This window comes from Paucibacter sp. KBW04, from assembly GCF_003852425.1.
Classification (GTDB): domain Bacteria; phylum Pseudomonadota; class Gammaproteobacteria; order Burkholderiales; family Burkholderiaceae_C; genus Paucibacter_A.
Window position 1 is genome coordinate 362,895 of record NZ_QAJN01000007.1, and the last position, 25,578, is coordinate 388,472.

22 protein-coding genes are annotated in these 25,578 nt (G+C 65.0%); 11 read left to right on the plus strand and 11 right to left on the minus strand.

All coding sequences use genetic code 11. The features are described 5' to 3' along the window. Positions 1-15 precede the first annotated feature (15 nt). Positions 16-561: a porin family protein gene (locus DBR47_RS09685; RefSeq protein WP_124449376.1), complete on the plus strand. Its 546-nt coding sequence runs from the start codon at positions 16-18 to the stop codon at positions 559-561. Here DBR47_RS09685 and DBR47_RS09690 read toward each other — a convergent pair. From DBR47_RS09690 to DBR47_RS09710, 5 genes are all read right to left on the minus strand, one after another. After that, positions 558-3,197, minus strand: coding sequence for a response regulator (locus DBR47_RS09690; RefSeq protein ID WP_124449378.1), 2,640 nt, complete (start codon positions 3,195-3,197; stop codon positions 558-560). The two genes, DBR47_RS09685 and DBR47_RS09690, sit on opposite strands and share 4 nt — an antisense overlap. Beyond that, complete coding sequence (locus DBR47_RS09695) at positions 3,187-3,699, minus strand: hydrogenase maturation protease (protein WP_124449380.1); 513 nt, start codon at positions 3,697-3,699, stop codon at positions 3,187-3,189. The genes DBR47_RS09690 and DBR47_RS09695 overlap by 11 nt, the downstream gene beginning before the upstream one ends. Positions 3,700-3,713: 14 nt before the next feature. Continuing rightward, the gene (locus tag DBR47_RS09700) at positions 3,714-5,255 is read right to left on the minus strand and encodes a nickel-dependent hydrogenase large subunit (protein WP_124449382.1); all 1,542 of its coding nucleotides are present in this window, start codon (positions 5,253-5,255) and stop codon (positions 3,714-3,716) included. A 3-nt stretch (positions 5,256-5,258) separates the two neighbouring features. After that, positions 5,259-6,230, minus strand: coding sequence for an NADH:ubiquinone oxidoreductase (locus DBR47_RS09705; protein ID WP_124449384.1), 972 nt, complete (start codon positions 6,228-6,230; stop codon positions 5,259-5,261). 226 nt (positions 6,231-6,456) lie between these two features. Further along, complete coding sequence (locus DBR47_RS09710; protein WP_124449386.1) at positions 6,457-7,182, minus strand: response regulator transcription factor; 726 nt, start codon at positions 7,180-7,182, stop codon at positions 6,457-6,459. Between the two features lie 314 nt (positions 7,183-7,496). Between DBR47_RS09710 and DBR47_RS09715 the strand changes: the two genes are divergently transcribed. From DBR47_RS09715 to DBR47_RS09725, 3 genes are read left to right on the plus strand one after another with little or no spacing between them, the layout of a single operon-like run. Then, positions 7,497-9,038, plus strand: a complete 1,542-nt coding sequence (locus DBR47_RS09715) for an EAL domain-containing protein (RefSeq protein ID WP_124449388.1) — start codon at positions 7,497-7,499, stop codon at positions 9,036-9,038. Further along, a complete protein-coding gene (locus DBR47_RS09720; protein WP_124449390.1) occupies positions 9,017-9,658 on the plus strand; it encodes a LysE family translocator in 642 nt (213 codons plus the stop codon). Before DBR47_RS09715 ends, DBR47_RS09720 begins: the two co-directional genes overlap by 22 nt. Next, complete coding sequence (locus tag DBR47_RS09725; protein ID WP_124449392.1) at positions 9,655-10,203, plus strand: DUF2939 domain-containing protein; 549 nt, start codon at positions 9,655-9,657, stop codon at positions 10,201-10,203. Before DBR47_RS09720 ends, DBR47_RS09725 begins: the two co-directional genes overlap by 4 nt. 23 nt (positions 10,204-10,226) lie before the next feature. On the opposite strand, the gene gshA is transcribed toward DBR47_RS09725, so the two are convergent. Next, complete coding sequence (gene gshA / locus DBR47_RS09730; RefSeq protein WP_124449394.1) at positions 10,227-11,774, minus strand: glutamate--cysteine ligase; 1,548 nt, start codon at positions 11,772-11,774, stop codon at positions 10,227-10,229. A 261-nt stretch (positions 11,775-12,035) separates the two neighbouring features. On the opposite strand from gshA, the gene DBR47_RS09735 reads away from it, so the two are divergent. The 4 genes from DBR47_RS09735 (at position 12,036) to DBR47_RS09750 (ending at position 15,362) form a co-directional block, all read left to right on the plus strand. Then, positions 12,036-13,298, plus strand: coding sequence for an acyl-CoA dehydrogenase family protein (locus DBR47_RS09735; RefSeq protein WP_124449396.1), 1,263 nt, complete (start codon positions 12,036-12,038; stop codon positions 13,296-13,298). A gap of 75 nt (positions 13,299-13,373) precedes the next feature. Then, on the plus strand, positions 13,374-14,474 hold the full coding sequence (locus DBR47_RS09740; RefSeq protein ID WP_124449398.1) for a GGDEF domain-containing protein: 1,101 nt from the start codon (positions 13,374-13,376) through the stop codon (positions 14,472-14,474). An 83-nt stretch (positions 14,475-14,557) separates the two neighbouring features. Further along, the gene (locus DBR47_RS09745; protein WP_124449400.1) at positions 14,558-15,100 is read left to right on the plus strand and encodes an adenine phosphoribosyltransferase; all 543 of its coding nucleotides are present in this window, start codon (positions 14,558-14,560) and stop codon (positions 15,098-15,100) included. Positions 15,101-15,128: 28 nt separating this feature from the next. Beyond that, positions 15,129-15,362, plus strand: a complete 234-nt coding sequence (locus DBR47_RS09750) for a DUF2805 domain-containing protein (RefSeq protein ID WP_124449402.1) — start codon at positions 15,129-15,131, stop codon at positions 15,360-15,362. A gap of 113 nt (positions 15,363-15,475) precedes the next feature. Here the strand turns inward: DBR47_RS09750 and DBR47_RS09755 are convergent, their stop codons facing one another. Then, positions 15,476-16,096: a PEP-CTERM sorting domain-containing protein gene (locus DBR47_RS09755; protein ID WP_124449404.1), complete on the minus strand. Its 621-nt coding sequence runs from the start codon at positions 16,094-16,096 to the stop codon at positions 15,476-15,478. Then, positions 16,093-18,288 carry an HAF repeat-containing PEP-CTERM protein gene (locus DBR47_RS09760; RefSeq protein ID WP_124449405.1) on the minus strand — a complete coding sequence of 732 codons (2,196 nt, stop codon included), beginning with the start codon at positions 18,286-18,288 and terminating at the stop codon, positions 16,093-16,095. The genes DBR47_RS09755 and DBR47_RS09760 overlap by 4 nt, the downstream gene beginning before the upstream one ends. A 230-nt stretch (positions 18,289-18,518) precedes the next feature. On the opposite strand from DBR47_RS09760, the gene DBR47_RS09765 reads away from it, so the two are divergent. Then, positions 18,519-19,271, plus strand: a complete 753-nt coding sequence (locus tag DBR47_RS09765) for a GntR family transcriptional regulator (protein ID WP_124449407.1) — start codon at positions 18,519-18,521, stop codon at positions 19,269-19,271. Here DBR47_RS09765 and DBR47_RS09770 read toward each other — a convergent pair. Further along, entirely contained in the window at positions 19,260-20,198 is a 939-nt protein-coding gene (locus DBR47_RS09770; RefSeq protein WP_124449409.1) for a ribokinase, read from the minus strand. The two genes, DBR47_RS09765 and DBR47_RS09770, sit on opposite strands and share 12 nt — an antisense overlap. A gap of 20 nt (positions 20,199-20,218) precedes the next feature. Further along, the gene (gene mnmE, locus DBR47_RS09775; RefSeq protein ID WP_124449411.1) at positions 20,219-21,613 is read right to left on the minus strand and encodes a tRNA uridine-5-carboxymethylaminomethyl(34) synthesis GTPase MnmE; all 1,395 of its coding nucleotides are present in this window, start codon (positions 21,611-21,613) and stop codon (positions 20,219-20,221) included. Positions 21,614-22,112: 499 nt separating this feature from the next. Here mnmE and DBR47_RS09780 point away from each other — a divergent pair, with 499 nt between their 5' ends. Both DBR47_RS09780 and DBR47_RS09785 read left to right on the plus strand, forming a co-directional pair. Then, entirely contained in the window at positions 22,113-22,631 is a 519-nt protein-coding gene (locus tag DBR47_RS09780; protein WP_197046970.1) for an ECF-type sigma factor, read from the plus strand. Further along, positions 22,628-25,315, plus strand: a complete 2,688-nt coding sequence (locus tag DBR47_RS09785; protein WP_197046971.1) for a serine/threonine-protein kinase — start codon at positions 22,628-22,630, stop codon at positions 25,313-25,315. Before DBR47_RS09780 ends, DBR47_RS09785 begins: the two co-directional genes overlap by 4 nt. A gap of 78 nt (positions 25,316-25,393) precedes the next feature. Here the strand turns inward: DBR47_RS09785 and DBR47_RS24965 are convergent. After that, positions 25,394-25,578, minus strand: a 185-nt coding sequence (locus DBR47_RS24965) for a hypothetical protein (protein WP_231512226.1), incomplete at its 5' end; no start/stop codon positions are given.

Consider the following 25,578-nt stretch of genomic DNA (forward strand, 5'->3'; position numbering starts at 1 on the left):
AGGGAGAGTAAAAAAATGTCCGTCCAATCATCCTTCAAAGCCAAGGCCGTGGCGCTGAGCTTGCTGGCCTGCGCGGCAAGTGCCTGGGCCGCCGAGCCCAAGGACGCGTCGGGAATTTACGTCGGCGCCACCGTGGGCTACGCCAGTGGCGCTTCGAGCGAATACAAGACCAGCGCTAGCCCCTCACTGGGCTTTAACGCCGGCTATCGCTTCAATGAAAACTTCGCCGTCGAGGCCTTCAGCCGCACGCTGAGCTTCGAGCTTTTCGCCAATCTGTTTGAGAACAATCCCGGCTACTACCCCGAGGACCATATCGGCGTGGCCCTGTTGGCTGGCCTGCCGGTGAGCGACAAGTTCAGCGTCTACGGTCGACTCGGCACCGGTCGCACCAGCATGAGCACGGGCACCAACCTCAAGCCAAACTACAAACTCACCGAACCCACCGCCGGCCTGGGCCTGGCCTATGCCTTCACCCCTCGTTTCGGCGCCAAGCTGGAGTACCTGCGCTTCACCCGTAACGATGTGAATCTGCTGACTTTCGGTTTGGAATACCGCTTCTAAGTCGTCGGCGCGGCCTGACTCTCGGCCGCCTCTCCCACCGTGCGCCGCAGCACGGCCAGGCATTGGTCGAACTGCTGCATGGCCCGCTCCAGGGCGGGCGAGCCGCTATCGCCATCGACGATGATTTGCTCGATCTTGGCCGCGGCATTGGCCAGGACCTTGACGGCCAGATTGGCCGCCCCGCCCTTGGCGCTGTGCGCGTGTAGGCGGGCCTGCTCGGCCTCGCCCGCCGCCAAAGCCGCGCGGATGCGGGCGGTGCAATCCGCTTCGGCCTGGGCCAGCTTACGGAGAAAGCGGATGTAGGTCGAGGCATTGCCGCCCATGCGCGGCAGGGCGCTGGCCACGTCCAGGCCCACCACCCCGTTCCAGCTCTGCAGCAGGGCCAGATCGCCCTGTGGCGGCAGCGGCGCCTGCGCAGGGCTGGCTGGCGGCGGGGCGATCGGTTTTTCCGCCAGGGCGGCAGGCATGGGGGGCACCCATCTTTGCAAAGCGCGTTCCAGCACCTCGGGCTCGATGGGCTTGCTGACGAAATCATTCATACCCACCCGCTCGCAGCGCTGCCGGTCTTCGTCCATGGCATTGGCCGTCATGGCGATGACGGGCAGGCGGTCGAAGAAGGGTTCGGCGCGAATCTTCAAGGTGGCGGTGAGGCCGTCCATCACCGGCATCTGCATATCCATCAACACAACCTGGTAGGCGCGCCGCTTGCCGGCTCGCGTTTCTTCCAGCATTTCCAGGGCGATGGCGCCATTGGCCGCGACCTCGATCTCGCACAAAAACTCCTGCAGCAACTCGGTCGCCACCATCTGATTGAGCTCGTTGTCCTCCACCAGCAAGATGCGAGCACCGCGCAGATGGGCGGTCAGACCGGCCACATCCAGGGCGACTGGCTGAGGATTGGGCGCGGGCCCGGCGGCGCGCGGCGCACGCACGCTCATCAACTCGTTCAAAATTTCGCGCAAACGGGCCAGGCTGACCGGCTTGGCCAGGATCTCGTTGACGCTGGAGCGCTGCGCATCGGCGGCCAAATCATCTGGCGCATAGCTGGTAACCAGCAGAATCGGCGCATCCAGGCGCCAGGGCGGCAGGCGCAGGCGCGCCGCCGTTTGCAAGCCGTCCAGGCCAGGCATTTGCCAGTCCATCACCACCAGATCGGGGCGTTGCAGGCGGCGATTCTCCAGAGCCGCCAGGGCCTCATCGCCCGAGGCCGCTTCCTGCGGGATGAAGCCCAGCTCCAGCAACATCTGGCACAGGGCCAGGCGGGCCACATCGTTATCGTCCACCACCAAGGCCTTCTTGCCCTCGAACTGCGGCAAGGCCCGGCCGCGCAAGGGTCGGTCCTGGTCGGCCAGGCCCAGCCAGGCGGTGAACCAGAAATAGCTGCCCCGTCCTAACTGGCTTTGCACGCCGACCTCGCCGTCCATCAACTCGGCCAGGTTTTTGCTGATGGCCAGGCCCAGGCCGGTGCCGCCGAATTTGCGGGTGGTGGAACTGTCGGCCTGGCTGAAGGGCTGGAACATGCGCTGCACCTGCTCCTCGCTCATGCCGATGCCGGTGTCCTGCACGCCAAAGCGCAGCAAGAGGCCGCGCTCGCTGCGCTCCATCAGATTCACGCGCACGACGATCTGCCCGCGCTCGGTGAACTTGATCGCATTGGAGATGAAGTTCAAGAGCACTTGCGAGAGCCGCAAGGAGTCGCCGCGCAGACCGTCGGGGACTTCGTTATCGCAGTCAAACACCAGCTCCAGATTCTTGGCCCGCAGGCGCTCGGCCATCAGGTCGGCGGTGTCGTTGAGCAGCTTCTCCAGCGAAAGATCGGTCGACTCCAGGCTCAGCTTGCCAGCCTCAATCTTGGAGAAGTCCAGGATGTCGTTGATGATGCCCAGCAGATGGTCGGCGGACTGCCGAATCTTCATCAGATAGTTGCTTTGCCGCTTGTCCAGGGCCGTCTTGCTGAGCAGATGCGCCAGACCTTGCACCGCGTTCATGGGGGTGCGGATCTCATGGCTCATATTCGCCAGAAAGTTGGCCTTGGCGGCGGTGGCGGCCTCGGCCGCCAACTGGGCGCTGCGCAGGGCCGTGATGTCGTTGGCGCTGATGACCACGCCCTCCAGCTTGCCGCGCGGGCAGTGCAGGCTGCTGCCGCGCAGCTGGTAGAGGTGCAGCTCGCCCGTCTTGTGCAGAAAACGCAGCTCGGCCTCATAGGGCTGGCTGCGCAGAACCTGCTCCAGCAGGGGCGACTCGACCTGGCGCAGAGACTCCGGCAAGCCCTCGCGCAGCTGGGCCTGCTCCTGCGGGTGCAAAAAGCCATCCAACACAAAATGGCCCAGGGCCGTGTGATCAAAACCCAGGGCCTCGCGACTGGCCTTGTTGGCCGAACTGACCCGGCCTTGCAGGTCCAAAACAAACAGCAGGCTGCCCGCGCTGTCCAGCACGCGATTGGAGTGATTGCTGAGGCTCTTCTCGTTCTGGCGCGATTTCAGGGCCGCGTTACGCTGCGCTTCCAGCTCGCCAAGCATGGCGTCCATCTGCTCGGAGTTGGCCACGATCTGGCTCTCCAGCGCGGCATTGGCCATGCGCAAGTACTCCAGCTCCCACTGCAATTCCTGCACGCTGCTGCTGCGCTCAGACGACATAGGCAGGCTCCAGCGCGGCTTGCACACGCGCGATCAGCGCCGGCATCGCGGCCTGCACCGCCGCCGACAGGCCGGGGCTGAAGGCCCGCAGCTGCTGCGCCTCCAGCAAGATCACCTCGACCTCGGGCGCCCCCTCCAGACTGGCGGCGGCGCGCAACAAAAAGCCCAGGCCGCCGCCGTGATCCGTGGGCGCCGAGTCGAACAAGACCTGCCACTGGCTCAGCAAATCGGCGGCCGAGCCCTGCCAGATGCGACCGGGCTGGCCGCGCGGCTCGCTGGCGTCGATCAGCAAAACCTGACGGCAGCCCTCGAACAAGGCCAGGGCATCCAGCCCGCGGGTGCCGACCTCGTAGACCCGCACATCGGCAGGCAGCAGCTGGGGCGCGGCCAACAAGGCCTGAGCCAGGGCCGGTCCCAGGCCGTCATCGCCATGCAAGGCATTGCCCAAGCAGAGCAGATGGCGCGGCTCGGATAAGCAGGGCTGGGACGGGATGAAAGGCATGGGAGGGCTGGCTTTCAAAACGGCGAATAACGCAGGCGCTGATCGGTACCCATCATATGCACGGTGCAGACCAGGCAGGGGTCGTGCGAACGGATGATGTGACCAATCTCGCGAGTGTCTTCCGCGTCACCCACCTTCAAGCCCACCAGGCTTTGCTCCCAATGGCCGGGCTGGCCTTCGCTGTCGCGCGGCGAGGCGTTCCAGGCCGTGGGGGTGACGATTTGATACTTCTCGATCACGCCCTCGCGCAGCTTGACCCAGTGGCCCAGGGCACCCCGGGCGGCCATCACCAGGCCGTAGCCGTCGCCGTCCGGGTCGGCCGCGGCCGGCGAGGTGGGCGGGGCCTCGAAATGGGGCTCACCCAGGTGCAAGGCCATCTCGTCCAGCATGGTGCGCGCATGCTGCAAGCCATAGGCCACGCGACGCAGCCGCGCCAGCTGGCGCAGCCAGGCGCTGCCGCCTTCCTCTCGGTACAGGCTTTGCATCAAGGCGTCGCCGCCCAGCAGCAACTCGGCCAGGGGTCCGGTCTGCACCACCTTGTCGCCGTAGCGGGGCGCCTTGGCCCAGCTGTAGCGGTCGCTATCGGGCCGGTAGTCGGGCACGGTCTCGCCCTCCCAGGGATGGCGGCCGCCGGCATAGGGCAGATACCAGGAGTGGCGCACATGCTCCTTGATCAAGCCCTGATCCAGGGTCTGGATCTGGCCGCTTTCACCGTCGAAAAAGCCACCCGCCATGCGGGTGATGCGCTCGCCTCGGGCCATGGCCTCCGGTTCATAGCAAACGCCGTAGGACAGCATATGCCCCGTGCCCGCGCCGCGTTGATGCAGATGCAGGCCGCGGGCAAAGCGATTCAACAAGGCCAGGGCGGCATCGGCGGCCGGGCCTTGCTCCAGCCAGCTGTGCAGGGCGGCGGCATCGGGCAAGGCCAGCCAGTCCTCCATATCCCCACCCAGAATCGACTGCTCCAACCACTGCCGCGTCGCGTCCAGCTCGGCCCGGCAGGCCAGCAGGCGCCGCACATCGGGCCCCATGCTGACCCCACCGGGCAACATGAAGGAGGAGTGCGGCCACTGCCCGCCAAACTCCGCCACGATGCGCACGATGCGGCGGGTAGCCGCCAGGGTCTCGCGGTAGATGCGGCCATTGAAGGGCTCGAACTCGGCCAGGATGCGGGCGTACTCGGGGCGCTCGGCGTAGCGGGGGTCGCAGAAGTCCGGCGCAAAGAACAGAAAGCTATGGCGTAGATCGCTCTGCAAGCCCTCGGCGCCCAGGCAGAGATTGCGCACCCGGGTCGCATTGGCCGGCGGATACAAGCCCCAGGCCTGCTCCAGCGCCAGCACGGCGGCGTAGAGGTGGGAGGTGCTGCAGATGCCGCATACCCGTGGCGTTATGACCAGCGCATCGCGGGCGGCGCGGCCGATCAGGATCTGCTCCAGCCCACGGTACATGGTGCCCACGGTGCGGGCCTCCACCACCACCCCGTCCTCCACCGTCAGGCGAATTTCGAGGTCGCCCTCGACCCGGTTCAAATCCAGATTCAGTTCGATACGTGCCACCGCTCACTCCTCCCCGCTCTGGGGCGTCTTGTTCTTGCGGTTGGGATCCAGGCCGCGCAAACGCAGGGGCGCCGCCGCCCGCGCCAGGTTCTTGTAGGCCATGTATCGAGGTCGTTCCACGCCCAGCGGCAGGCGCACTGGCACGGCGCCGATTTTCTCGGTCACGAACAAGGCTCCCTCCTTGGGAAAGGTGGGGGCGGTGCAGCCCACACAGGGCACGCCGGCCCGGGTCTTGCTGCTGACGCCTTGCCAGAGATCCTCGTTGCAAACGGCCTGGGTCATCGGGCCCTCGCAACCCAGGTTGTAGAACATGCAGCCCTCGCCGCCGGGCTGGACATCCTCGATGTCGTACTCGTGGTGCTCGTTGCGGTTGCAGCCCTGGTGCACCATGGCGCTGAAGAAGGCCTTGGGCCGGTTGATCGCATCCAGGGCGATCGGCAAGCCCATGGCCAGCCAGGCCAGGGTCTGGCTCATGGCGTGCGGGTGGGCGGGGCAGCCCGCCACATTGATCACCGGCAGGCCGCGCTTGGAACGCCACTCCGCGCCCAGCAAACCGCCTGGCGCGGCACGCTCAAACTGCAAGCCTGTGCAGTCACTGGGATTGGGTTCGGCCGCATGCACACCGCCGTAGGCCGCGCAGGTGCCCATGGCGACCACGGCCTCGGCGGCCTGGGCCAGCTCGCGCACGATGTCCATCTTGGCGCGGTCCTTGTGGCGGTCAAACATGCCCGTGCCGCGCGGGGCGGTGATGATGCTGCCCTCCACGCAGAGGATGTCCAGACGCTGCTCACCCGCGGCGATGGCCTGGATCAATTCATCAAAACGGCGTGTGGGGGCGTGGGACAGCGAGGGGTGCCACAGCAGCTCGACACCGTGGTGGGACAGCAGCTGCTCTAGGCTGGGTGATTCGGCACTGAGCAAAGCCAGCGAATCACCGCCACAAGCGCCTGTTTGAATCCAGAACAAGGTGGGCATGGATGCCTACTCCCCGGGGTCGACTTGCCAAAAGCACGTTTCCGAGGAAAGAGTCTGCACCATTCCCGCAGCCAAAGCGCAGGGAAAAGCACCACGCCGACTCGTCAACGTCGCCATGGTGCGAATTAGTTGCTTGAGCGGCTACTTCGTCAAGCCTTTTCTGGCCGCTTTTGGGGCCGTCGGGACGCTGAAAGTTGGCGTTACGCCACGGCCCGGGGATTGCGGCTCACAAGGCGCGCGCCGGGACCGGCTCCGCCCGGGGCACCGAAGTCGGTGGCGGCGGGACGCGAATACCGCGACGGGCCACCTCGATGATCAGCTCGGTGCGCCGCGCCACCTTGAAAAAGCGCAACAGCTCCGAGACATAGTTCTTGCGGATGGTGCCCTCGCTGATGCCCATATGGTTGGCGATCACCTTATTGGGCAAGCCCTGGCAAAGATAGTAGAGCGCCTCGCACAGGCGGGGCGAGACCCCGATATCGCTGGCTGTGCGCGGGGCATGGCTGGCATAGCCGGGTGAGGGGGCATAGCTGCCATGACCCACGACCGAAGCCGGCAAAAAGACGCCATCACCAAACACCGTGGTCAGGGCGCGGTCAAACACGGTTTCGTCGCCGCTGCCCTTGGGGATGAAGCCCGAGGCCCCGGCCGCGATACAGCTCAGGATGGTGTCACGGTCATCCACCGCGGACAGCATGATGACCCGCACCGACAGGCCCAGCTCACGGATATGGGCCAGCAGATCCAGGCCGGACTTTTCGGATTTCAGATCGATGTCCAGAAACACGACATCGAACTCCGTTTCCGCCAAGCGGGCCAGCGTTTCCTCGTAGGAGCCGGCCTCCACAATGCGGCAATGAGGTGCCGTGATATGCAGCATGGTCTTCATCCCAGCCCGGACCAGCTGCTGGTCTTCGACGATCAGCACGTTCTTCAACATAGTGGCTCGCATGGTCTGAGAAAAAACTGGGGGACGGCAAGGCGCAAATTCTTTGGAGTTTCACGGCCGCCGCCTGGGAGGAGCCGGGGGATCTCCCCGACTCTTGCTTTGAGGATACCGCAGGGCCGCAGGGCTCGGGACCTGACTCATGTCGGGGTCCTCGCCCCCTTGGCGACCCAGGGGGAAACAGGCGGGTGGACCTGTTTCCGACACCTGTCGGCTTGGCGCCGGCCCGGTCAGCGCCGAAGCTTGAGACATACGCGCTGGGCCCTTGATTTTCAAGGCTTCAAGCGCTGGCAGGCGCTGGTCCTGCAAGGGGATTCGTCATGAGCAAGGGCATCGATCTATCGCTGGGCCGAGGACTGCCGGGCCTGCCCGACAGCCAAGCCTCGCCCGCCTGGATGAAGCTTCTGGACCTGCTGGCGGCGGCGAGCAGCCCGGCCGACAGCAGCCGTGGCCGAGAGCCGGCGCTCAAGCCTCTTTCGCGTGGCTCCCTGCCCTTGTTCAAGGCCCTGGTCGCCCGCGACGCCGAGGTCGCCACCTTGCGCCGCAACGGCAGCCAGGAGTTGCTCTGGGCCAATGCCGCCCTGCATTGGCAATGGGGCTTGAGCCTACCCGGCATGAGCCAGGCCGGCCTGGCTTGGCTGGACCTGATCCATCCGCAGGACCGCGCCCGCGTTCAAGCCCTGTTCCAAGCCCTGAGCGCCCCCGCCAGCTTTGAGCTGGAGTACCGGCTTTGCTTGCCCACCGGGGCCGTGCGCCAATGCCGGGAGCGCGGCTGCCTGGCTTTGTCTGAAGAAGGTGAGTTGCAAATCCTTAGCATGACCGAAGACTTGGGCAGCGCCAGCCATGCCCCCGCCCAAGTTTCGCCGGGCCCTGTCCCCGAGGCCGCCAACGACGCCCTCGCCCCCGAAGCGGCCGGGGCCAGCGCCAGCAGCAAAATTGGCAGAGAACTTGGTAGCAAGAGCGGCGCCACGATCCATGTGCTCAGAAACGATTTACGCGCGGCCCTGCGGCGAAACGAGTTGCGTCTGCTCTATCAACCCCAGATCGATTTGCGCAATGCCCAGGTCTCTTCCATGGAGGCCTTGCTGCGCTGGGAGCGTTGCGACGGCACCCTGGTGCTACCCGTCCAGTTCATCGGCCTGGCCGAGCAGTACGGCCTGATCAATGAGCTGGGCGAATGGGTTCTGCAGGAGGCCGGCCAGCAATGGCGCCGCTGGCAGACCGAAGGCCAGCGGCAACGGCGCATCGCGGTCAATGTTTCGGCCCTGCAGCTGGCCTCGGATCGCTTCATGCCGGCCTTGCTAGAGGCCGTGCCGCAGGCCGATCTGATGGCCGGCGCCTTGCAGATCGAGATCACCGAGTCCAGCCTGATGGGCCATCAACAGGAAGAAGAGCGCAATCTGGCCCGCTTGGCCGAGCTGGGCGTGCCCCTGGCTCTGGACGACTTCGGCACCGGCTATGCCAACTTCGCCATGCTCAAACGCCTGCCCCTGGACTGCCTCAAGATCGACCAAAGCCTGGTGGCCGATCTGCCCGGGCAACAGCCCGACCGCAGCATCGTCCGCGCCATCATCGCCATGGCCCACCAGCTGCATCTGCGGGTGGTGGCCGAAGGGGTGGAGTCCCAGGCCCAATGCCGATGCCTGCAAGCCCTGTGTTGCGATGAGGTGCAGGGTTTTCTGTTCACCCCGCCGGTCTCGGCCACGGCGGTGCAAGCGCTGATGCACGACTGGCAAGGCGATAGCAGCCACCGCAGCCTGGCCGATAGCTTGGGCCTGGCCGCAGGCGAGGACCTGCCCATGCCCTCCCCTATGATGGCTCCACACTCGGAGCCCTGCAGATGTTCGGCACACAAGACCTGACCCTTTTCATCATCTCCGGCCTGCTGCTCAATATCGCGCCGGGGCCGGATTCGCTCCTGATCATGACGCGCAGTGCCAGCCAAGGTTGGCGGGCGGGCTCCAGCGCCGCCTTCGGGGTCGGCGCCGGCACCTGCGTCCATGTGTTGGCGGCTGCACTCGGCTTGTCGGCCCTGCTGGCCACCTCGGCCTGGGCCTTCACGGTGATCAAGTGGGTGGGCGCGGCCTATCTGGTCTATATCGGCCTGCAAATGCTGCTGAGCCGGCGCAAGGACGCAGCGGCCAGTGCCGACGATGTTCAGCCCAACACGGCCTTGTCCTATCGCAAGATTTTTGCTCAGGGCTTTTTGACCAATGTGCTCAACCCCAAGGTGGCCCTGTTCTTTCTGGCCTTTGTGCCCCAGTTCATCGCACCGGATGCGCCCCACAAGTCCCTGGCCTTTATCGTGCTGGGCGCCATCTTCAATTTCAACGGCATGCTCTGGTGCAACTTCCTGGCCGTCTTCACCGCCCTGGCCAGCCAGCGCCTGAGGCTCAAGCCCTGGTTGACGGCCTGGCTGAATCGCGCCATCGGCGCCCTCTTTCTGTCCTTCGGCCTGAAGCTGGCCCTGGCCAGCAAATGAGGCCGCGCAACAAGGCGCTGCTGGTCGGCCTGATAGGCCTCTTGCTCTTGCTAGGCCTGTTCGCCAGCCCCTACCTGACCCTGTACCAGATGCGCCAGGCCGCCCAGGCGCAGGACGCGCAGGGCCTGAGCGAGCATGTGGACTGGCCCAGCCTGCGCGACAGCCTGAAAACCGGCGTGCAGGCACGCCTGGCCCATCAGGACGTGAATGAACAAGGCCAGCCTACTCGCGCCGCGGCCTGGGGTGCGGCCGTGGCCGGGGCCTTGCTGGGGCCCATGGTGGACAGCCTCATCACCCCACAAAGCCTGAGCCGGCTGATGCAGGGCCAGAGCCCCGGCTCGGTCGCCCTGGGCCTGCCCTCGCCCCAAGCCAAGAGCGAGCAAGAGGCCGAGGCCCAAGCGCTGGAATGGAACAGCCATTTCGAGGGCATCAACCGCTTTGTCTTCTCGGTGCGCAAGCCCGGGGCGGATGAGGAACCCATCCACCTGGTGCTCAGGCGCGAGGGCCTGCTGAGCTGGAAGCTGGCCGAGCTGCGTCTGCCTTAGAACTTATCGGCAAATAGCCGGCTTCACACAGCCATGCGCTCCGGCGCCAGGTATTGCTGGCGATAGGTCTCGAAGTCCAGGGTGTCGGCCGCCTCGATGCGCTGCTGCTCCAGCAGCGAGGCCTGGGCCTGGGCCTCAAAGCGTGCCGCCTGCTCGGCGCTGTAAGGCAGGTCCAGAAGAAGCTGGCGGGTTTGCTCAGACTGCTCGCGCAAAAAGGCCACGTAGGAGTCTTGATAGTCCTTGCGCATCATGGCCAGCATGCGCGCCGAAGGCGTAGTTTCAGGATGTGCCAGCGTGTGACGGGCCGCTTCCAGCGCCTGGGCATAGGCATCGCCGCCGTGGGCCGCGTCCAGGGCCTGGGCCATGGGCGCGCATTGCGCCAGCAACTCGGCGCCCCACTCGGCCAGTGAACGGGTACCCGCCACGCCACCCACGTTTTGCAGGCGCAAGGCCGGGTCCCGGCCATGAGCGGCCACCAGATGCTGGTTGTGGGCCAGGGCGCGGATTTCTTCGGGCGTATCCGGCGGGCTGGGCTGGGTCAGGCAGTGCAGCAAGAACACATCGAGAAAGCGCACGGTCTGGGCCGCGATGCCCACCGGCACAAAGGGATCGAGGTCCATGCAGCGCACCTCCACATACTCCACCCCACGCTCTCGCAGGGCATGCAAGGGGCGCTCGCCCGAGCGAATCACCCGCTTGGGGCGGATGGTGCCGTAGAACTCGTTCTCGATCTGCAGCAAGCTGGTGCTGAGCTGGTTGTAGTCGCCGCCGGGATTGCGCACGCCGATGGCCTCGTAGGCCGGATAAGGCCGGGTCAAGGCCTCTTGCAAGGAGGCGGCATAACTCTCCAGGCTGTTGTAGCTGACCGCCAGCGAAGACTGGGCATCGCTTTGATAACCCAGGCGGCCCATGCGCAGCGAGGTGCCGTAAGGCATGTGCAGCGAGCCCTCGCCAATCGGCTGCAACTCATGCTGGCGACCGGCCACAAAGCTGGAACACAGGGCCGGCGAGGCGCCGAAGAGGTAGAGCAGCAAAAAGGAGTGGCGGCGGAAATTGCGGATCAGGCCAAAGTACTGCTCGCTCGTCACCCCGGGCAGCGACCAGTTGTAGTGAATGCCCGAGATGGTCTGCATGCGGCGGCCGTAGCGCTGGCCCAGACCCATGCGATAGACGCTCTTGGAGCGGCCCACATTGGATTTGCCGTAACGGCCCAGGGGGATGGTCTCGTCGGTGGGCAGGCCGCAAGGCATGGAGCCCACCCACAAGCGCTCCTCGGGCTGGTTCTTGCCCAGGGCATGCAAGGTTTGATAGACGGCCTGGTGCACCTCGGTGAGCTCATTCAAGCAGTCTTCCACGCCGGCATGCACGCCGGTGATCAGCTCGACCTGGGACTCGCTGAAATCGGTGGTGATGTGGGGGTGCGTCAGGGCCGAGCCCAGGGGCGCCGGATGCGGGCTCAGTGCCAGCATGCCGCTGGGCAAGACCCGCAGACTCTCTTTTTCAATGCCGCGGCGCAGCCCCAATAAGTCCTGTGGGCTGATGCTGTCCAGTCGCTTGTTGTTCTCGCTCATGCTTGTGAGCCTCCAATCCCAAATCCATTGGATTTACGCAAAACCGCCGCCGCGGCCTTGGGGCTGGCTGCAACAGCTTTGCGTAAGTCCTGATCCAAATGCAGGGCGCACGGTAACAGAGCCAGGCTACATCTGTCTTGACACGGGCCAATTGGGGCCGATTGGGCCCCGCTGTACAGCCGGGCCTGCCGCCTGGGTGACAGGCGGCAGCGGCGCTTTGCGCCACACTGGCTCATCGCCGATGCAAGCCAAGGACACAGCATGAACTTCGACTACAGCCCCAAGGTGCAGGAGATGCAAGCGCGCTTGCTGGCATTTTTCGACGCGCATATCTACCCGAACGAGCGGCGCTTCTTCGAGGAGGTGGAGGCCAATCGCCGCGCCGGCAATGCCTGGGTGCCGACCCGGCTGATCGAAGAGCTCAAACCCCTGGCCCGTCAGGCCGGACTGTGGAATTTATTCCTGCCTAAGTCCAGCCGCGCACCCGAGGGCTTGTCGAATCTGGAATACGCGCCGCTGTGCGAAATCATGGGCCGGGTGTCCTGGGCGGCCGAGGTCTTCAATTGCTCGGCGCCCGACACCGGCAATATGGAGACCATCGAACGCTATGGCGATGAAAGCCACAAGACCCGCTGGCTGGAGCCGCTCTTGCGCGGTGAGATCCGCTCCGCCTTTTTGATGACCGAGCCGGCCGTGGCCTCCAGCGATGCCACCAATATCGAATGCCGCATCGAGCGCGATGGTGAGGACTATCTGATCAATGGCACGAAGTGGTGGTCCTCCGGCGCTGGTGACCCGCGCTGCGCCATCTATGTGGTGATGGGCAAGACCAACCCCGAGGCCGGACGCCATGAGCAGCAGTCCATGGTGCTGGTGCCGGCCAACACACCGGGCATCACGGTCAAGCGGCCGCTGAGCGTCTTCGGCTACGACGACGCGCCCCACGGCCATATGGAGATCCAACTCAAGAATGTGCGCGTGCCTGTCAGCCATATTTTGCTGGGCGAGGGCCGCGGCTTCGAGATCGCCCAGGGCCGTCTTGGCCCGGGCCGCATCCACCACTGCATGCGTTCCATCGGCGCGGCCGAGCGGGCCCTGGAGCTGCTGTGCGGGCGCGCCATTGCACGCAGCGCCTTTGGCAAGACGATTGCGCAGCAAACCGTCACCCAAGAGCGCATCGCCGAGGCCCGCTGCATGATTGAGCAAGCCCGCTTGCTGACCCTCAAGGCCGCCTACATGATGGACACGGTGGGCAATAAGGTGGCCAAGGCCGAGATCGCCATGATCAAGATCGTGGCCCCGAATATGGCCCTGCAAGTGATCGATTGGGCCATCCAGGTCTATGGCGCCATGGGGGTCTGCGACGACACGCCGCTGGCCATGATGTGGGCCCACCAACGCACCCTGCGCCTGGCTGACGGACCGGACGAGGTGCACCGCAATTCTCTGGCCAAGCTGGAACTGGCCCGGCATATGAAGCTGCCCAGCAGCGCGGTGCAGATGCCCATCACCCGCGGCAGCTGAGTCGGTATCGCCCGCCTTGCCCACCAAAGGGGGAGGACGGGGCAGCAAGTCGCGCAGGCACTAGACTGCGCGGCAATGAAACAAGCTCTTGCAGCCATCACCGCCCTACGCGGCAAACGCCTGGTCTGGCCCGCCCTGGGCCTGCTGGCCCTGCTGAGCCTGGGCTTGCCAGCCCTTGCCTGGCTGCTGCCCCAAGCCAGTCCGGGCTGGCGCTGGGCCGCCTGGCTCTGCAGCCTGGGCTTTGTGCTGCTGACGGCGCAGGAGCTGCGCCGGGCACGTCGCCGCGTCCTTGAGATCCGGCAAATGCTCAACGAAGCCTTGGACGCCTTGCCCGCCAGCGTGGAGATTTTTGACGCGCAAGACCGTCTGATCGCCTACAACCAGCAATTGCTGGAGATCTATCCCCATATGCGCGGCGCCTTCAAACGCGGCGCCACCTTTGAATCCCTGGTACGCACCTCGCTGGCCCAGGGCCGCGTGCCCGAGGCCAGCGGCCGTGAGGAGGCCTGGCTGCGCGAACGCCTGCAAGCCCGTCGCATCCCGCGCGAACCCTTGCTGCAGCAGGTGCACGATGGCCGCTGGCTGCGCATCCACGAGCGGCATATGCCCTCGGGCGGCATCGTCGGCGTGCGTACCGAGGTGACCGACATGATTCTCGAACACCAGCGCCTGGCCAGCACCGATGGCCTCACCGGCGTGGGCAATCGCCGCCTGTTTGATGAGCGCCTGCAACAAGCCTGGCTGCGCAGCGCTCGCCTGGGTCTGCCCCTGGCCTGCGTGATGGTGGATGTGGACCATTTCAAGCAATACAACGATCACTACGGCCATGTGGCCGGGGACGACTGTTTGCGTCGCGTCGCCCAGCTGCTACGCAGCTGCGCCAGCCGACCGGCCGATACCGTCTGCCGCTACGGCGGGGAGGAGTTCGTCCTGCTGCTGCCCGACTGCGATCTGCACCATGCCCGCGCCGTGGCCCAGCGCTGCCTGGACGAGCTGCGCCTGGCCGCCATCGACCATGCCGCCTCGCCCCTGCACCGCACCCTGAGCTTCAGCGTGGGTGTGGCTGCCTGTGTCGCAAAAGCCGATCTGGCGGCACAATCCCTGGTGGAACAGGCCGATGCCGCGCTTTACAGCGCCAAGCAGACGGGCCGGGCCCGCATCGCCATGCAAGTCTGAGTGTCGCTAGTCGGCAGGCGGGTGGTGCCAGGCATTCCTCTTTCCATTCCCTCCTCCCCCGCTTTCCCGATCGAGACCCTCCCATGCCTGACGCCGCCGACTACATCCGTCGCCACATCCGCACCGTGCCCGATTGGCCGCTGCCTGGCGTGCAGTTCCGCGACATCACGCCCCTGCTGTCCAATCCACGCGTGTTCCGCGTGTTGATCGACCAGTTCGTGCACCGCTATTTCGACCAAAAACCCACGGCCATCGCCGGCCTGGATGCGCGCGGCTTCATCATCGGCTCGGTGCTGGCCTATGAGCTGAACATCGGCTTTGTGCCGATTCGCAAGAAAGGCAAGCTGCCCTTCAGCACCATGGAAGAAACCTATGAGCTGGAATACGGCAGCGCCACGGTGGAAATCCACACCGACGCCGTCAAAGCCGGCGACCGCATCGTGCTGATCGACGACCTCATCGCCACCGGCGGCACCATGCTGGCCGGCGCTCGCCTGCTGCAACGCCTGGGGGCCGAGATCATCGAGGGCGCGGCCATCGTGGACCTGCCCGAGCTGGGTGGCTCGGCCAAGCTGCGCGCCGCTGGCCTGCCCTTGTTCACGCTGGTGGACTTTGACGGGCACTGAAGCGGCCGGATTCACCGACAATAGCGCCATGGCCAAACAGATTCCCCGCCTCTCCCCCGACCAAGTCAAGCGCATCGTCGCGACCGCCTGGGAGGATGTTCCGCCCTATAACAAGGTGCTGATGGAACACGCCCTCGGTCAGGGTGAACTGATCCAGCTGATGAAGCGCGAACTCAGCTCCACCGCCTACAAGATGTGGGTGGCCCAGGGCAAGGGCGTCAAGGCGCCGACCAAAAAAGCCCAGTGGCCGCACGGGCGCTAAAGCCCCGAACTACCCGAACAAACATCGGGCCAACCCTGCAAAGGGCTGGCCCGATTTCCTTTTTTTTGCTGCGCGCTCCCTGCGCTCACATCGGATGACAGCGATGTTCTTGCTTAGCCCGGCCTTTTGCTTTGCAGCCGGCGAGCACTCAAGCCAAGCAAGCCCAGCAAGAGCAATCCGAAACTGGCCGGCTCGGGTACGGCCGTCACCAACAAGGAGATGCCGCCGAGGTTGTCCGGCAGGTAATAGTCGGCCGAGACAAAGGCCACCGTCATCGCATGGTCCAGATGCATGCTGAAGGCGGGCGTCGCGAGAAAGGCCGCGCTGGCCTGGGCCTGTGTATCCCAGGCACAGAAATGGTTCTTGCAAGTCGGGTCCAAGAGCGAGACGCCGTCCACCAGCACCTTGTACTGGCCGCCCCCCAGCACCTCGGCCGCGACGAAATGGCTGGCCCAGCTGCCCGGCGCGCTCTGCTCGAAATTCCAGGTGTCGTACAAGGCACCGGCCAGGCCCCAGGCGTCCTTGAGTTGATAGTCACCCGCCGCCATGTCCAGCAAGACAGGATTGAAAAGGCTGACAACACTGCCCGGCGCCACGGGGTAGGCAAAGATATTCGCACCCGCCCCGGTGCTGCCCGCACCATTGATATTGACCACGGTTTGGGCGGCTGCGCCGGTCGCGCAAACGGCGAGGGTCCATGCCGCCAATGAGAGAGAAATGGCTCGGAGTTTCATGCGATCTGCTCCTGATGAGGCGGCATAACAACCGGGGAGCAGGTGTCCGAACGCCGCCGCATCGAACGGGCCACCAGGCCCAGCATCCCCACAATCATCAACATCCAGCTGGCCGGCTCAGGCACGGCCAAGACCCAGATTTCCCCACTGCTGTAGAGGCGAGAGAAATCCAGCACCGTGCCCGCATCATGGGCAAACTCACTGGCGTCCAGCAGGGAAAAGCTGCCGCTGCTGCTGCCCCAATCGAAGAGATCAAAGCTCTGCCCCGCGTGCGCGCTGAAGCCCTGCCAGGACACCAGCTTGAGCGTGCCTCCAAAGCTCAGATGGCCCCCCACGATGTATTTGTCGAAGCTCTGATTGCGCAGGCTTTCATCCACGGTGCAGGCCAAGGTGCAGGCGCTGGCCCCACCGATCTCGGCCAGATATCGATTGCCCGCACCCAGACTGACACTGCCCTCATCAAGCCCCAAGCCCGGTGAGCCGCCGATGGACAAGCCGCCTTCATAGAATTTTTGCCCCGTGCCGCTGAACACCGCCCCGTTGCGCTGCAAGACCTGCCCAAAGAAGGTGGCGGAACTGCCTTGGCTGACCCGCAGCTCAGCGCCGGCCAGCACCTCCACGCTGTCGTTGAAGGTCGTGCTGCTATTGCCCGACATCAGCAGCTGCCCGCCCGCCTGGACTTGGACCGCGCCCGAGACATTGCTATTGCCATAGCTAAAGCTGAGCCGCCCACCCTGGCTAAGCCCGCCGGAGAAATCCAGATTGCCGTTCTGAACCTGCATCTGGCTGCCGGCCCCGCTGCTGAAGGCCGCCGCACTGCTGAAGCTGGCCTGCGCAAAACCATTGCCCTGCAGGCGCAGCACACCGTTGTGCGCAACCGCGCCGCCGCTCAAGTTCATGGACTCGCCAACGCCCACTTGCACCAGCGCCCCTGACTGCACCGTCAGCCCACCCTCCAGACGCCCACTGCCGCTGAGCACAGCGCCAGCATTCAAGGTCGTACCTGCCAGGCTGCGAGTGCTGCCGCCATTCAAGCGGAACAGCAGCTGATGGCCTGCCGCCGCCCCGAGCACGAGGCTGTTGGCGCGACCGTCGGCAGCGCCCAAAATCGTCGCGCTCTCGGTCCCGCCATAGATCACCACGTCCTGCGTTTGCCCTGGCGCATGGCCGAGCGAACCCAAACCCGAGTAGTTCCAATGGGAGGCGTCATCCCAGCGCCCATCGCCTCCTTGCCAATCGGGATGCAGGGCGATCACGAGCGCCTGCTGCTGCCCATTGAAGCTGCCGTTGACCAGCACCTGGTCCGAGGCCGTGATGCCCACCACCGTGCTCAAGTTCCAAGCCGCGGGCGCCAAGGTATTGAGTTGGGCGACGGTGTTGCCGCCATTGGTCCAAATCACCGCACCGGCACTGGACCACCCGCCCACCACCCCGTTGCTGCTGACTGCCGTGGCCTGGGTTCCGCCGGCCAGGGTGGCCAAGCCCCGCATCTGGCCATCGTTATAGACAAAGGCCCGGTTGCTGCCATCGGCCTGGGTGGAGGTGCCCACGATCAGGCCAGCATTGTTGATGGCCGTCGCCGCGCTGAGGTTGCCACCCAAGGTGCCAAGGTTGCGCATCTGGCCGTGCTCGTAGACAAAGGCCCGGGTGTACAAATCGCCCGGCAACCTGGACTGGCCCACCACCACACCCTGATCATTGAGAGCCGCCGCAGCGAAATTGCCGCTGCCCCCCAAAGTGGGCAGGTTGGTGAAATTGCCACTGCGCTCATACAAACGCATGGCTGACCCATACATGGCCAGCACCGAGCCCTGAGCATTGATGGCGATGGGCGACAAGCCTTCGGGCCCGATGCTACGCACAGCGCCGGCCTCATACACAAAGGTGTTCAGCCCCATATAGCCCGTGATCAGCCCATTGGAGGCGATGCCTATGGCGCCGCTTTCTTGCCCTGCCAAGGTGGGCAACTCGCTCATGCCGGCGGCAGCTGAATAGACAAAAGCCCGGTAATCCCCCGAGGCACGGCGGGCGATGCCGACCACCTGGCCCGCATCATTCATGCCCTGGGCCTGAACAAAGCCACCCCCAAGATCGCCAAGCGGGGTAAGGCTGTAGCGCGGCTGGGCCAGGGCTGGGTGCAAGAAGCCGGCGGCCGCGAGAACCACCATCCATTGATTGAGCTTGAACTGCATGAGATCCGTCCTTCAGGCATGTTTTCAAACCAAAATAGATCCAAAAAGGATCCAAAGCAGCGGGACGATACACCCAAGCCTCACCAGCCCAACCCCCAAGAATGTGGGGGCAGCCGGCGCCATGCCAGGCGCTTGTCGCGACTTTTGGCACTCATTTGGCTGCGCCCGGCCTTCTACAATTCGCCCATCTCAGGCCCCACTCTTTTCAAGCCAGCGACAAGCCCCCCCCCATGACCCCAGACGATGTGTTCGCCCAGCTGAAGCTGGACGCCAAAAGCTCCCAGCCCTATTACCAGCAGCTGCAGCAGCAATTGCTGGCTTTGATCGGCTCCGGCGCTTTGGGGCCGGGCCGCAGCCTGCCGGCCGAACGGGTGCTGGCAGAGCAATTGCAAGTCAGCCGCAACACCATCAAGCGCTGTTACGACGCCTTGCGCGAGGCCCAGACCCTGGGCAGCGCCGGCCGTGGCGGCACCATGGTGCGCGAGACCCCCAGGGTCAGCCCGGTGATGGGCCGCATCAAGGGCTTTACCGAAGAAATGCATGAGCTGGGCATGACGCCCAGCACCCGTGTGCTGGAGCGCCGCGTGCTGCAAGACCGCACCATCGCCTCGGTCTTCGGCCGCCCGGCGGCAGCGAGTTTTCTAAAACTGGTGCGCCTGCGCCTGGCCGATGAGCAGCCCATGTCCCGCGAGGTGGCCTGGTATGACATGAGCTTGGCGCCCGCCTTGGCCGACTGGGACGGCCATGGCTCCATCTACCTCTTCCTGGCCGACCGCTGCGGCGTGCAGCTCAGCCAAGCCGAGCAGACGATTGAGGCGGTGCTGTCCAGCACGGTGGAGGCCGAGGTGTTTGGCTTTCAGACTCCGGCGCCCTGCCTGCTGATCAAGCGTCACAGCTACAACAGCCACCGCCAGTTGGTGGAGTATGTGGAAGGCACCTTCCGGGGCGACGCCTACGCTTACAAGGTCAAGCTACAGCCCTAGGAACTCGCGCAAAGCGGCGTCCCTGGGCAGGGCATCCAGCACCCCGGTCTGCATACACATCAAGGCGCCACAGGCATTGGCCACGCGCAAGCTGCTCGCCAGCTCCTGGCCGCTCAGCAGCTGGGTGATCAAGCCGGCGGCAAAGGCATCGCCCGCCCCCATGCTGTCTTGCACCGCCACCGCGAAGCCTGGCACCGCCAGCGGCGGCTGATCGCGCCGCAAGGCCACCGAACCCAGGGCGCCCAAGGTCACCACCAAGAGCTGGCCCTCGGGCCAGCGCGGCCACAAGGCCTGGGCGGCAGCGTCCAAACTGCTTGCGCAATCGGACAGGCAGGCCTGGCTAGGCAGCTGCCAGGCCAAGAGCTCCGCAGCCTCCACCTCGTTGACCAGCAAGACCTGGGTCAGGGCCAGCAAATCCGATGGAATGGGCCGGTAGGGCGAGGGGTTCAGAAACGTCAAACGCTGGTGTCTGGCCGCGATCTCAAACACACGCCGCACAGCGCTGAGCGAGGTTTCAAACTGGCCGTAGACCGCATCGGCCCTGGCAATCTCCTCGGCCGCCGCATCGGCATGCTGGGGCTCCAGCAGCAGATTGGGACCCAGGCAAACGGCGATGCTGTTGCGCCCCTGGGCATCGATCAGACCGCAGCCATGGCCCGAGCTATCAGCCAAGCGATGAATATGGTCGGCGGCAATGCCCTCTTGGTCTAACAGCGATAGCAAGCGCTCACCTGCCGCATCGCGACCTATGCCCAGCAGCGCGACCACCTTGGCGCCCAGGCGGCGCGCGCCGATCGCCACATTCAGCCCCTTGCCACCCGGCTCGGCCGCAAAGCCCTGGCTGAGCAGGGTCTCGCCTTCGAGTGGCAATCGCTCAACTCGCCAGCAACAGGCCATCACAAAATTGGCGGCGATGAACAAGCGCATGGCGGGCTCCGACGTGTTGGCTATTTGCCAATGCAAAATTTGCTGAAGATTTCCCCCAGCAAATCATCGGCGCTGAAGCTGCCGGTGATCTCGCCCAAGGCGTCGTGGGAGAGGCGCAACTCCTCGGCCAAGAGGTCCAGGGCCGGCGGCTCTTGGGTGGCCACGGCCAGCGCCAGGGCCAGGTGTTCGCGGGTGCGCTTCAAGGCCTGGACATGGCGCTCGCGAGCGATGAACAGGCCCTCGGGCGTGGCATGCCAGCCCGCATGTTGCAGCAAAGCCTGGCGCAAGGTCTGCAAGCCGGCACCGGTCTTGGCCGAGAGCTTGAGGGCGTCGGCAGGCAAGACCTGACCCTCGGGTAGTTGCTGAGAAGCATCCGCCTTGTTGAAGATTTGCAAGATGCGGGCCGGGTCGACGTCGCTCAGGCGGGCGCGGATCTCGGCGTCCTCGGCCTCGTAGTCGGCCTGGCCCACGCGGGTGAGGTCGTGCAGAAACAGCACGACATCGGCATCGGCAATCGCGTCCCAGCTGCGCGCCACGCCGATGCGCTCGACCTCGTCGGTGGCCTCGCGCAAACCGGCCGTGTCGCTGATGTGCAGGGGCACGCCCTCGATCTGAATCGTCTGGCTGACCTTGTCGCGGGTGGTGCCGGGGATGGCGGTGACGATGGCCAGCTCAGCCCCGGCCAGGGCATTGAGCAGCGAACTCTTGCCCACATTGGGTTGACCGGCCAGTACGACCTTGATGCCTTCACGTAACAAGGCACCTTGACGGGTGCGGTCCAGCACCGCCTCCAGCCGCGCCTGCAGACGAGCCAGGCGACCCAGAGCGTCGGCCTGTTGCAAGAAGTCGATCTCTTCCTCGGGGAAATCCAGCGTCGCTTCGACCAGCATGCGCAGCTTGATCAAGGCATCGCGCAATTCACCCACCTCGCTGGACAGCGCACCGGCCAGGGCACGGCTGGCACTGCGGGCCGCCGCTTCGGTGCTCGCGTCGATCAAATCACTCACCGCCTCGGCCTGGGCCAAGTCCAGCTTGCCGTTCAGAAAGGCACGCTGGGTGAATTCGCCAGGCTCGGCCAGGCGCAGGCGCAGATTCAGCGCTGCCCCCAACTCCATGCAGCGCGCCAGCAGCAGTTGCAGCACCACCGGGCCGCCGTGAGCCTGCAACTCCAACACATGCTCGCCGGTATAGGAATGCGGCGCCGGGAAGAGCAGGGCCAGGCCTTGGTCTATGGCTTCGCCGCTGGCGGCCTTGAAGGGCAGATAGGTCGCCTCACGCGGCTTCAAGTCGCGGCCACAGATAGCTTGCACGAAGGGGGTCAGGTCTTGCGGGGAGGAGACTCGCACGATACCCACGGCTCCGCGTCCGGGTGCGGTGGCAATGGCGGCGATGGGGTCTTGATGGCGGGAGAGCATGGGGGGATTTTCCGCGATTGCGCCAAGCTCAGCTTCAGCCCGCCCCAAAACAAAACTCGCTGAGCCTGCGGGTGCGCAGAGTCAACGAGTTGGCAGATGGCGCGGGGGAGGCAGAGGCCTAGCGCTCGCATGAGCCTGGGCCGGGTGCCTTTCACAAACCCGGCTCTGCTGTGTCGCTTCGGCCCGGTTGCGATTCTCTGCCCCGCATGGGACGGATTTAAGTCGAGATCTCTAAAACAAAAAAGCCCCCCAAGCGGGGGTAGGAGGTCTGCGCCAGGTGGCTTTGTGATTTTGTGCCGGATCGACTCGGATCCTGCTTTCCAGACGGAACGACAAAGCGATGCTGGCCCGCCCAACCTCAATCTCGTTGTCGGCTGAGGTGAATTCTGACGCCCCGCGTTGTGCGTAGGCGTCACGACCCTGGGGTTCATTGAGGAGCGACCCAGTCTCACGGCATGATGCGCTCCGCCCAACGAACTCATGCAGGATAGGATCTGTTTTGACTCGAGAAGAATTGCAGGCCAGCCCCTTGCTGGAGGAGGCGCTGTACCGGGATCTCAAAACCCTGGCGCGTCAGCGTTTGCGGCGCAGCGGCCCCATGACGCTGCTGGATACCACCGCCCTGGTGCATGAGAGCTGGTTTCGCCTCTCGCGCCGGGCCGATTGGGTTGCCATGGGCCGCGAGCACTTCATGGGCTATGCGGCTTCGGCCATGCGCTCGCTGGTGGTTGACTACGCGCGCGCCCGGCAAGCTGCCATACGCGGCGGGCAGGCCACCCACCTTGAGTTCGATGAGCTGCCGACCCTGGCCCACCGCGATGAGGAATACCTCGCCGTGCACGAAGCACTGCTCGATCTGGAGCGCAGCGACCCCGCCTTGGCTCGCTTGGTGGAGCTGCGCTTTTTCGTCGGGCTGGAAGAAACCGAATGCGCGGAATTGCTGGGCGTGGCCCGCCGCACCGTGCAGCGCGATTGGCAAAAGGCACGAGCCCTACTCTGGACCCTGTTGACCCCATGAACGCACCGATGCTGCAACACTGGGCCGAGATCGAGCCTTTGCTGAATGAGCTCTTAGCTCTGCCGGAGGCCGAGCGGGCCGCATTTCTGAATGACTTGCCCACGGACAAACAAGTTTGGCGCGACACCTTGGAGCAGCTGATGCGCGCCGACGCCGCGGCCGATGCCGCCGGCTTTCTGGCGCAAGCCGCCAGCTTGCCTCTGGGTGGCACCACGCCCGCGCAAAGGCCTGATGCTTGGCGGCCCGATCAGGTGCTGGGCCCTTGGCAATTGATCCGTGAGTTGGGTCGCGGTGGCATGGCCAGCGTCTGGCTGGCGCGTCCGGCGCAAGGTGAGTTCCAACGCGAGGTGGCGCTCAAACTCCCGCACAGCCCGACGCCCCATCTGGCCGAACGATTCAGGCGCGAGCGCGATGTGCTGGCGCGACTGAATCATCCTGGCATCGCACGCTTGTTCGATGCCGGCGTCACCCCTGAAGGCCTGCCCTGGCTGGCGATGGAGCATGTGCAAGGCCAGGAACTGCTGAGCTGGTGCCAGACCCAGCGATCCTCGGTCAGGCAAGACCTGACCCTGCTATTGCAGATCTGCGATGCCCTTCAGTACGCGCATGGCCAGTTGGTGGTGCATCGCGACATCAAGCCTGCCAATGTGCTGGTACAGACCGATGGTCAGGCCAAGCTCTTGGACTTCGGCATTGCACGTTTGCTTGAAGCCCCCGACGAGCTCGAGCAGACCGCGCTGACCCAGCTGGGCCAACGCCCCATGACGCCGGAATACGCCTCGCCCGAGCAGGTGCGCGGCGAAGCGCCGGGTGTGGCATCTGACGTTTACGCGCTGGGCGTGCTGGCTTACCGCCTGCTCAGTGGCCAAAGCCCTTATGTCGGCGCCGTCGCCCAGCACCGCCATGCGCTAGAGCAGGCGATTCTGGAATTCCGCCCACCACCGCCCTCACAACAGGCGCAAGACCCGGCACGCCGCAAGGCCCTGCGCGGTGACCTGGACACGATTGTGCTGAAGGCCTTGGCCAAAGACGCCGGCCAGCGCTACGCCACCGCGGAAGCCTTGGCCACCGATTTGCGCCGGCATTTGGATGGCAAGCCGGTATTGGCCCGAGCACCGTCCTGGCGCTATGTGGCGGGGCGCTTTGTGCGGCGGCATCGGTTCGGCGTGGCAGCCAGTGCACTGGCCGTGCTGGCCTTGCTGGGATCCACGGCCTGGGCCTTGCGATCCGCCAGCCTCGCGCGGCAGGAGGCTGCTCGCTCGGATGCCATGTACGGCTTTGTGGTGGGCCTTTTCAATCCGAACAATTCGCCACAGCCAGATATTCGAGAACGCGAAATGCCGGTGCGGCAACTGATTGAACGCGGGGCCCAGCGCGTGCTCGACACGCTGCAAGACCAGCCCCAAACCCGCGCCCGCCTGCTGTCGGATTTGTCCACCCTGACCCAGCAGCTCGGACTTAATGCGCTCGCAAAGCAGCTTGCCGCTGAACGCGTACGCATGGCGCTGCAGACGAATGGCCCTAAAAGCGTCGAATATGCAGACGCACTGCTGGGCCAGCGCGATGGTTGGGAAGCGCAAGGGCAATACAAGGAAGGCTACGAAGCCGCGCAGCAGGCGCTGGCCATCTATCAAGCGCACAAGGAGCGTGACCCGATCAAGCTGGCCCGGGCGCACATGACGCTGGGAGGCTTCGGCGCCCGGCTGCACGCCGCAGGTGATGAAGAAATTGCACATCTGCGTCAAGCTGCGGCCTTGTTGGAGCCCGTCAGTGGCCCCAGCACCCTGGGCACCGTGTATGAGCAACTGATGATCTCCCACCTCAGCCTGGGCCGCACGGAAGAAGCTTTTCAAGACGCCATGGCTGGCGTCAATGCCAACCGGCGCTTGTGGGGGACGGAGGACTGGAAAACCGGCGCCTCCGAGGATCAGGCCGGTGCCCTAGCCGCGATGACGCTGCGCCCTGAGCAGGCCCAGTACCTGTTGCAACACGGCATTGACATCATCCGCCGAAGCATGGGGGCTGATGCGCTGCTATTGGCGCGAGGGGAGGCCAATCTGGCCCAGCTGCTGTTTGCGGGCGAGCACCGCGCCGAGGCCATGCGCCATCTGCAAGAAGCACAACGCATCGCGCAACTGCCCGCGCACACGGAGCAAAAGGCCTTTTCGCTGACCATCGCAGCCACAACACTGGAATTGGCCCAGCGCGCCGAAGACTGGCCGCAACTGCGCCAGGCTTGCAAGCCCTGGGGCCAGGACGTGCAAGCGCCTCAGCCGACGATGCGCTTGCGCATCATCCAGGCCTGCAGTGCCAGTGCCATCCACGAGCACGATCTAGAACGGGCCGAGGCCTTGCTGGCACAGGGCCGACTGGTGCTGAGTCAGAGCTTCGCCAAAGTCCCGGCAAAAGGCGCCGTGCTTGCGCTGCGTGCCGGGGAGTTAGCCTGGGCCCGGGGTGATCGCAAAGCGGCCATTGCCGCGTGGCAAGACTGTTTGAAGCAAGCCGATGACACGGGGCTGGCTTGGCAGGCGCAGGCATGGCGTCGTCTTGTTCAGGCACAGGCCATGGACCCCGAGATGAGCGCCCGGCTCCACACCTTCCGGCAGCGTTTGCAAAGAGCGGGCGGCTCCCAGTACTACGCGGAGTTTCTTGCTCTGCTCGATGGCCCAGCCACGCCGGCGTGAAACAGCTGTGATGCCTTGTCGCTGAAGAAAATTTGCATTGAGGTTTCGAGTCCTGGCGCTTGGCCACCCGTCTTTCCGTTAAGCAGTCTGAAGCAGGCTCATTCCCGAGCCCGCCACCTTGTAAGGACTTGCGATGAACAACGGAAAACGAATCGGAACCACAGCGCTGACTGCGGTGGCTTTGGCGGCCTTGCTGAGCGCCTGCGGTGGCGGCAGCAGCGGTAGCGACTCGGACAACAGCAACCCTGCCCCTGCCCCTGCCC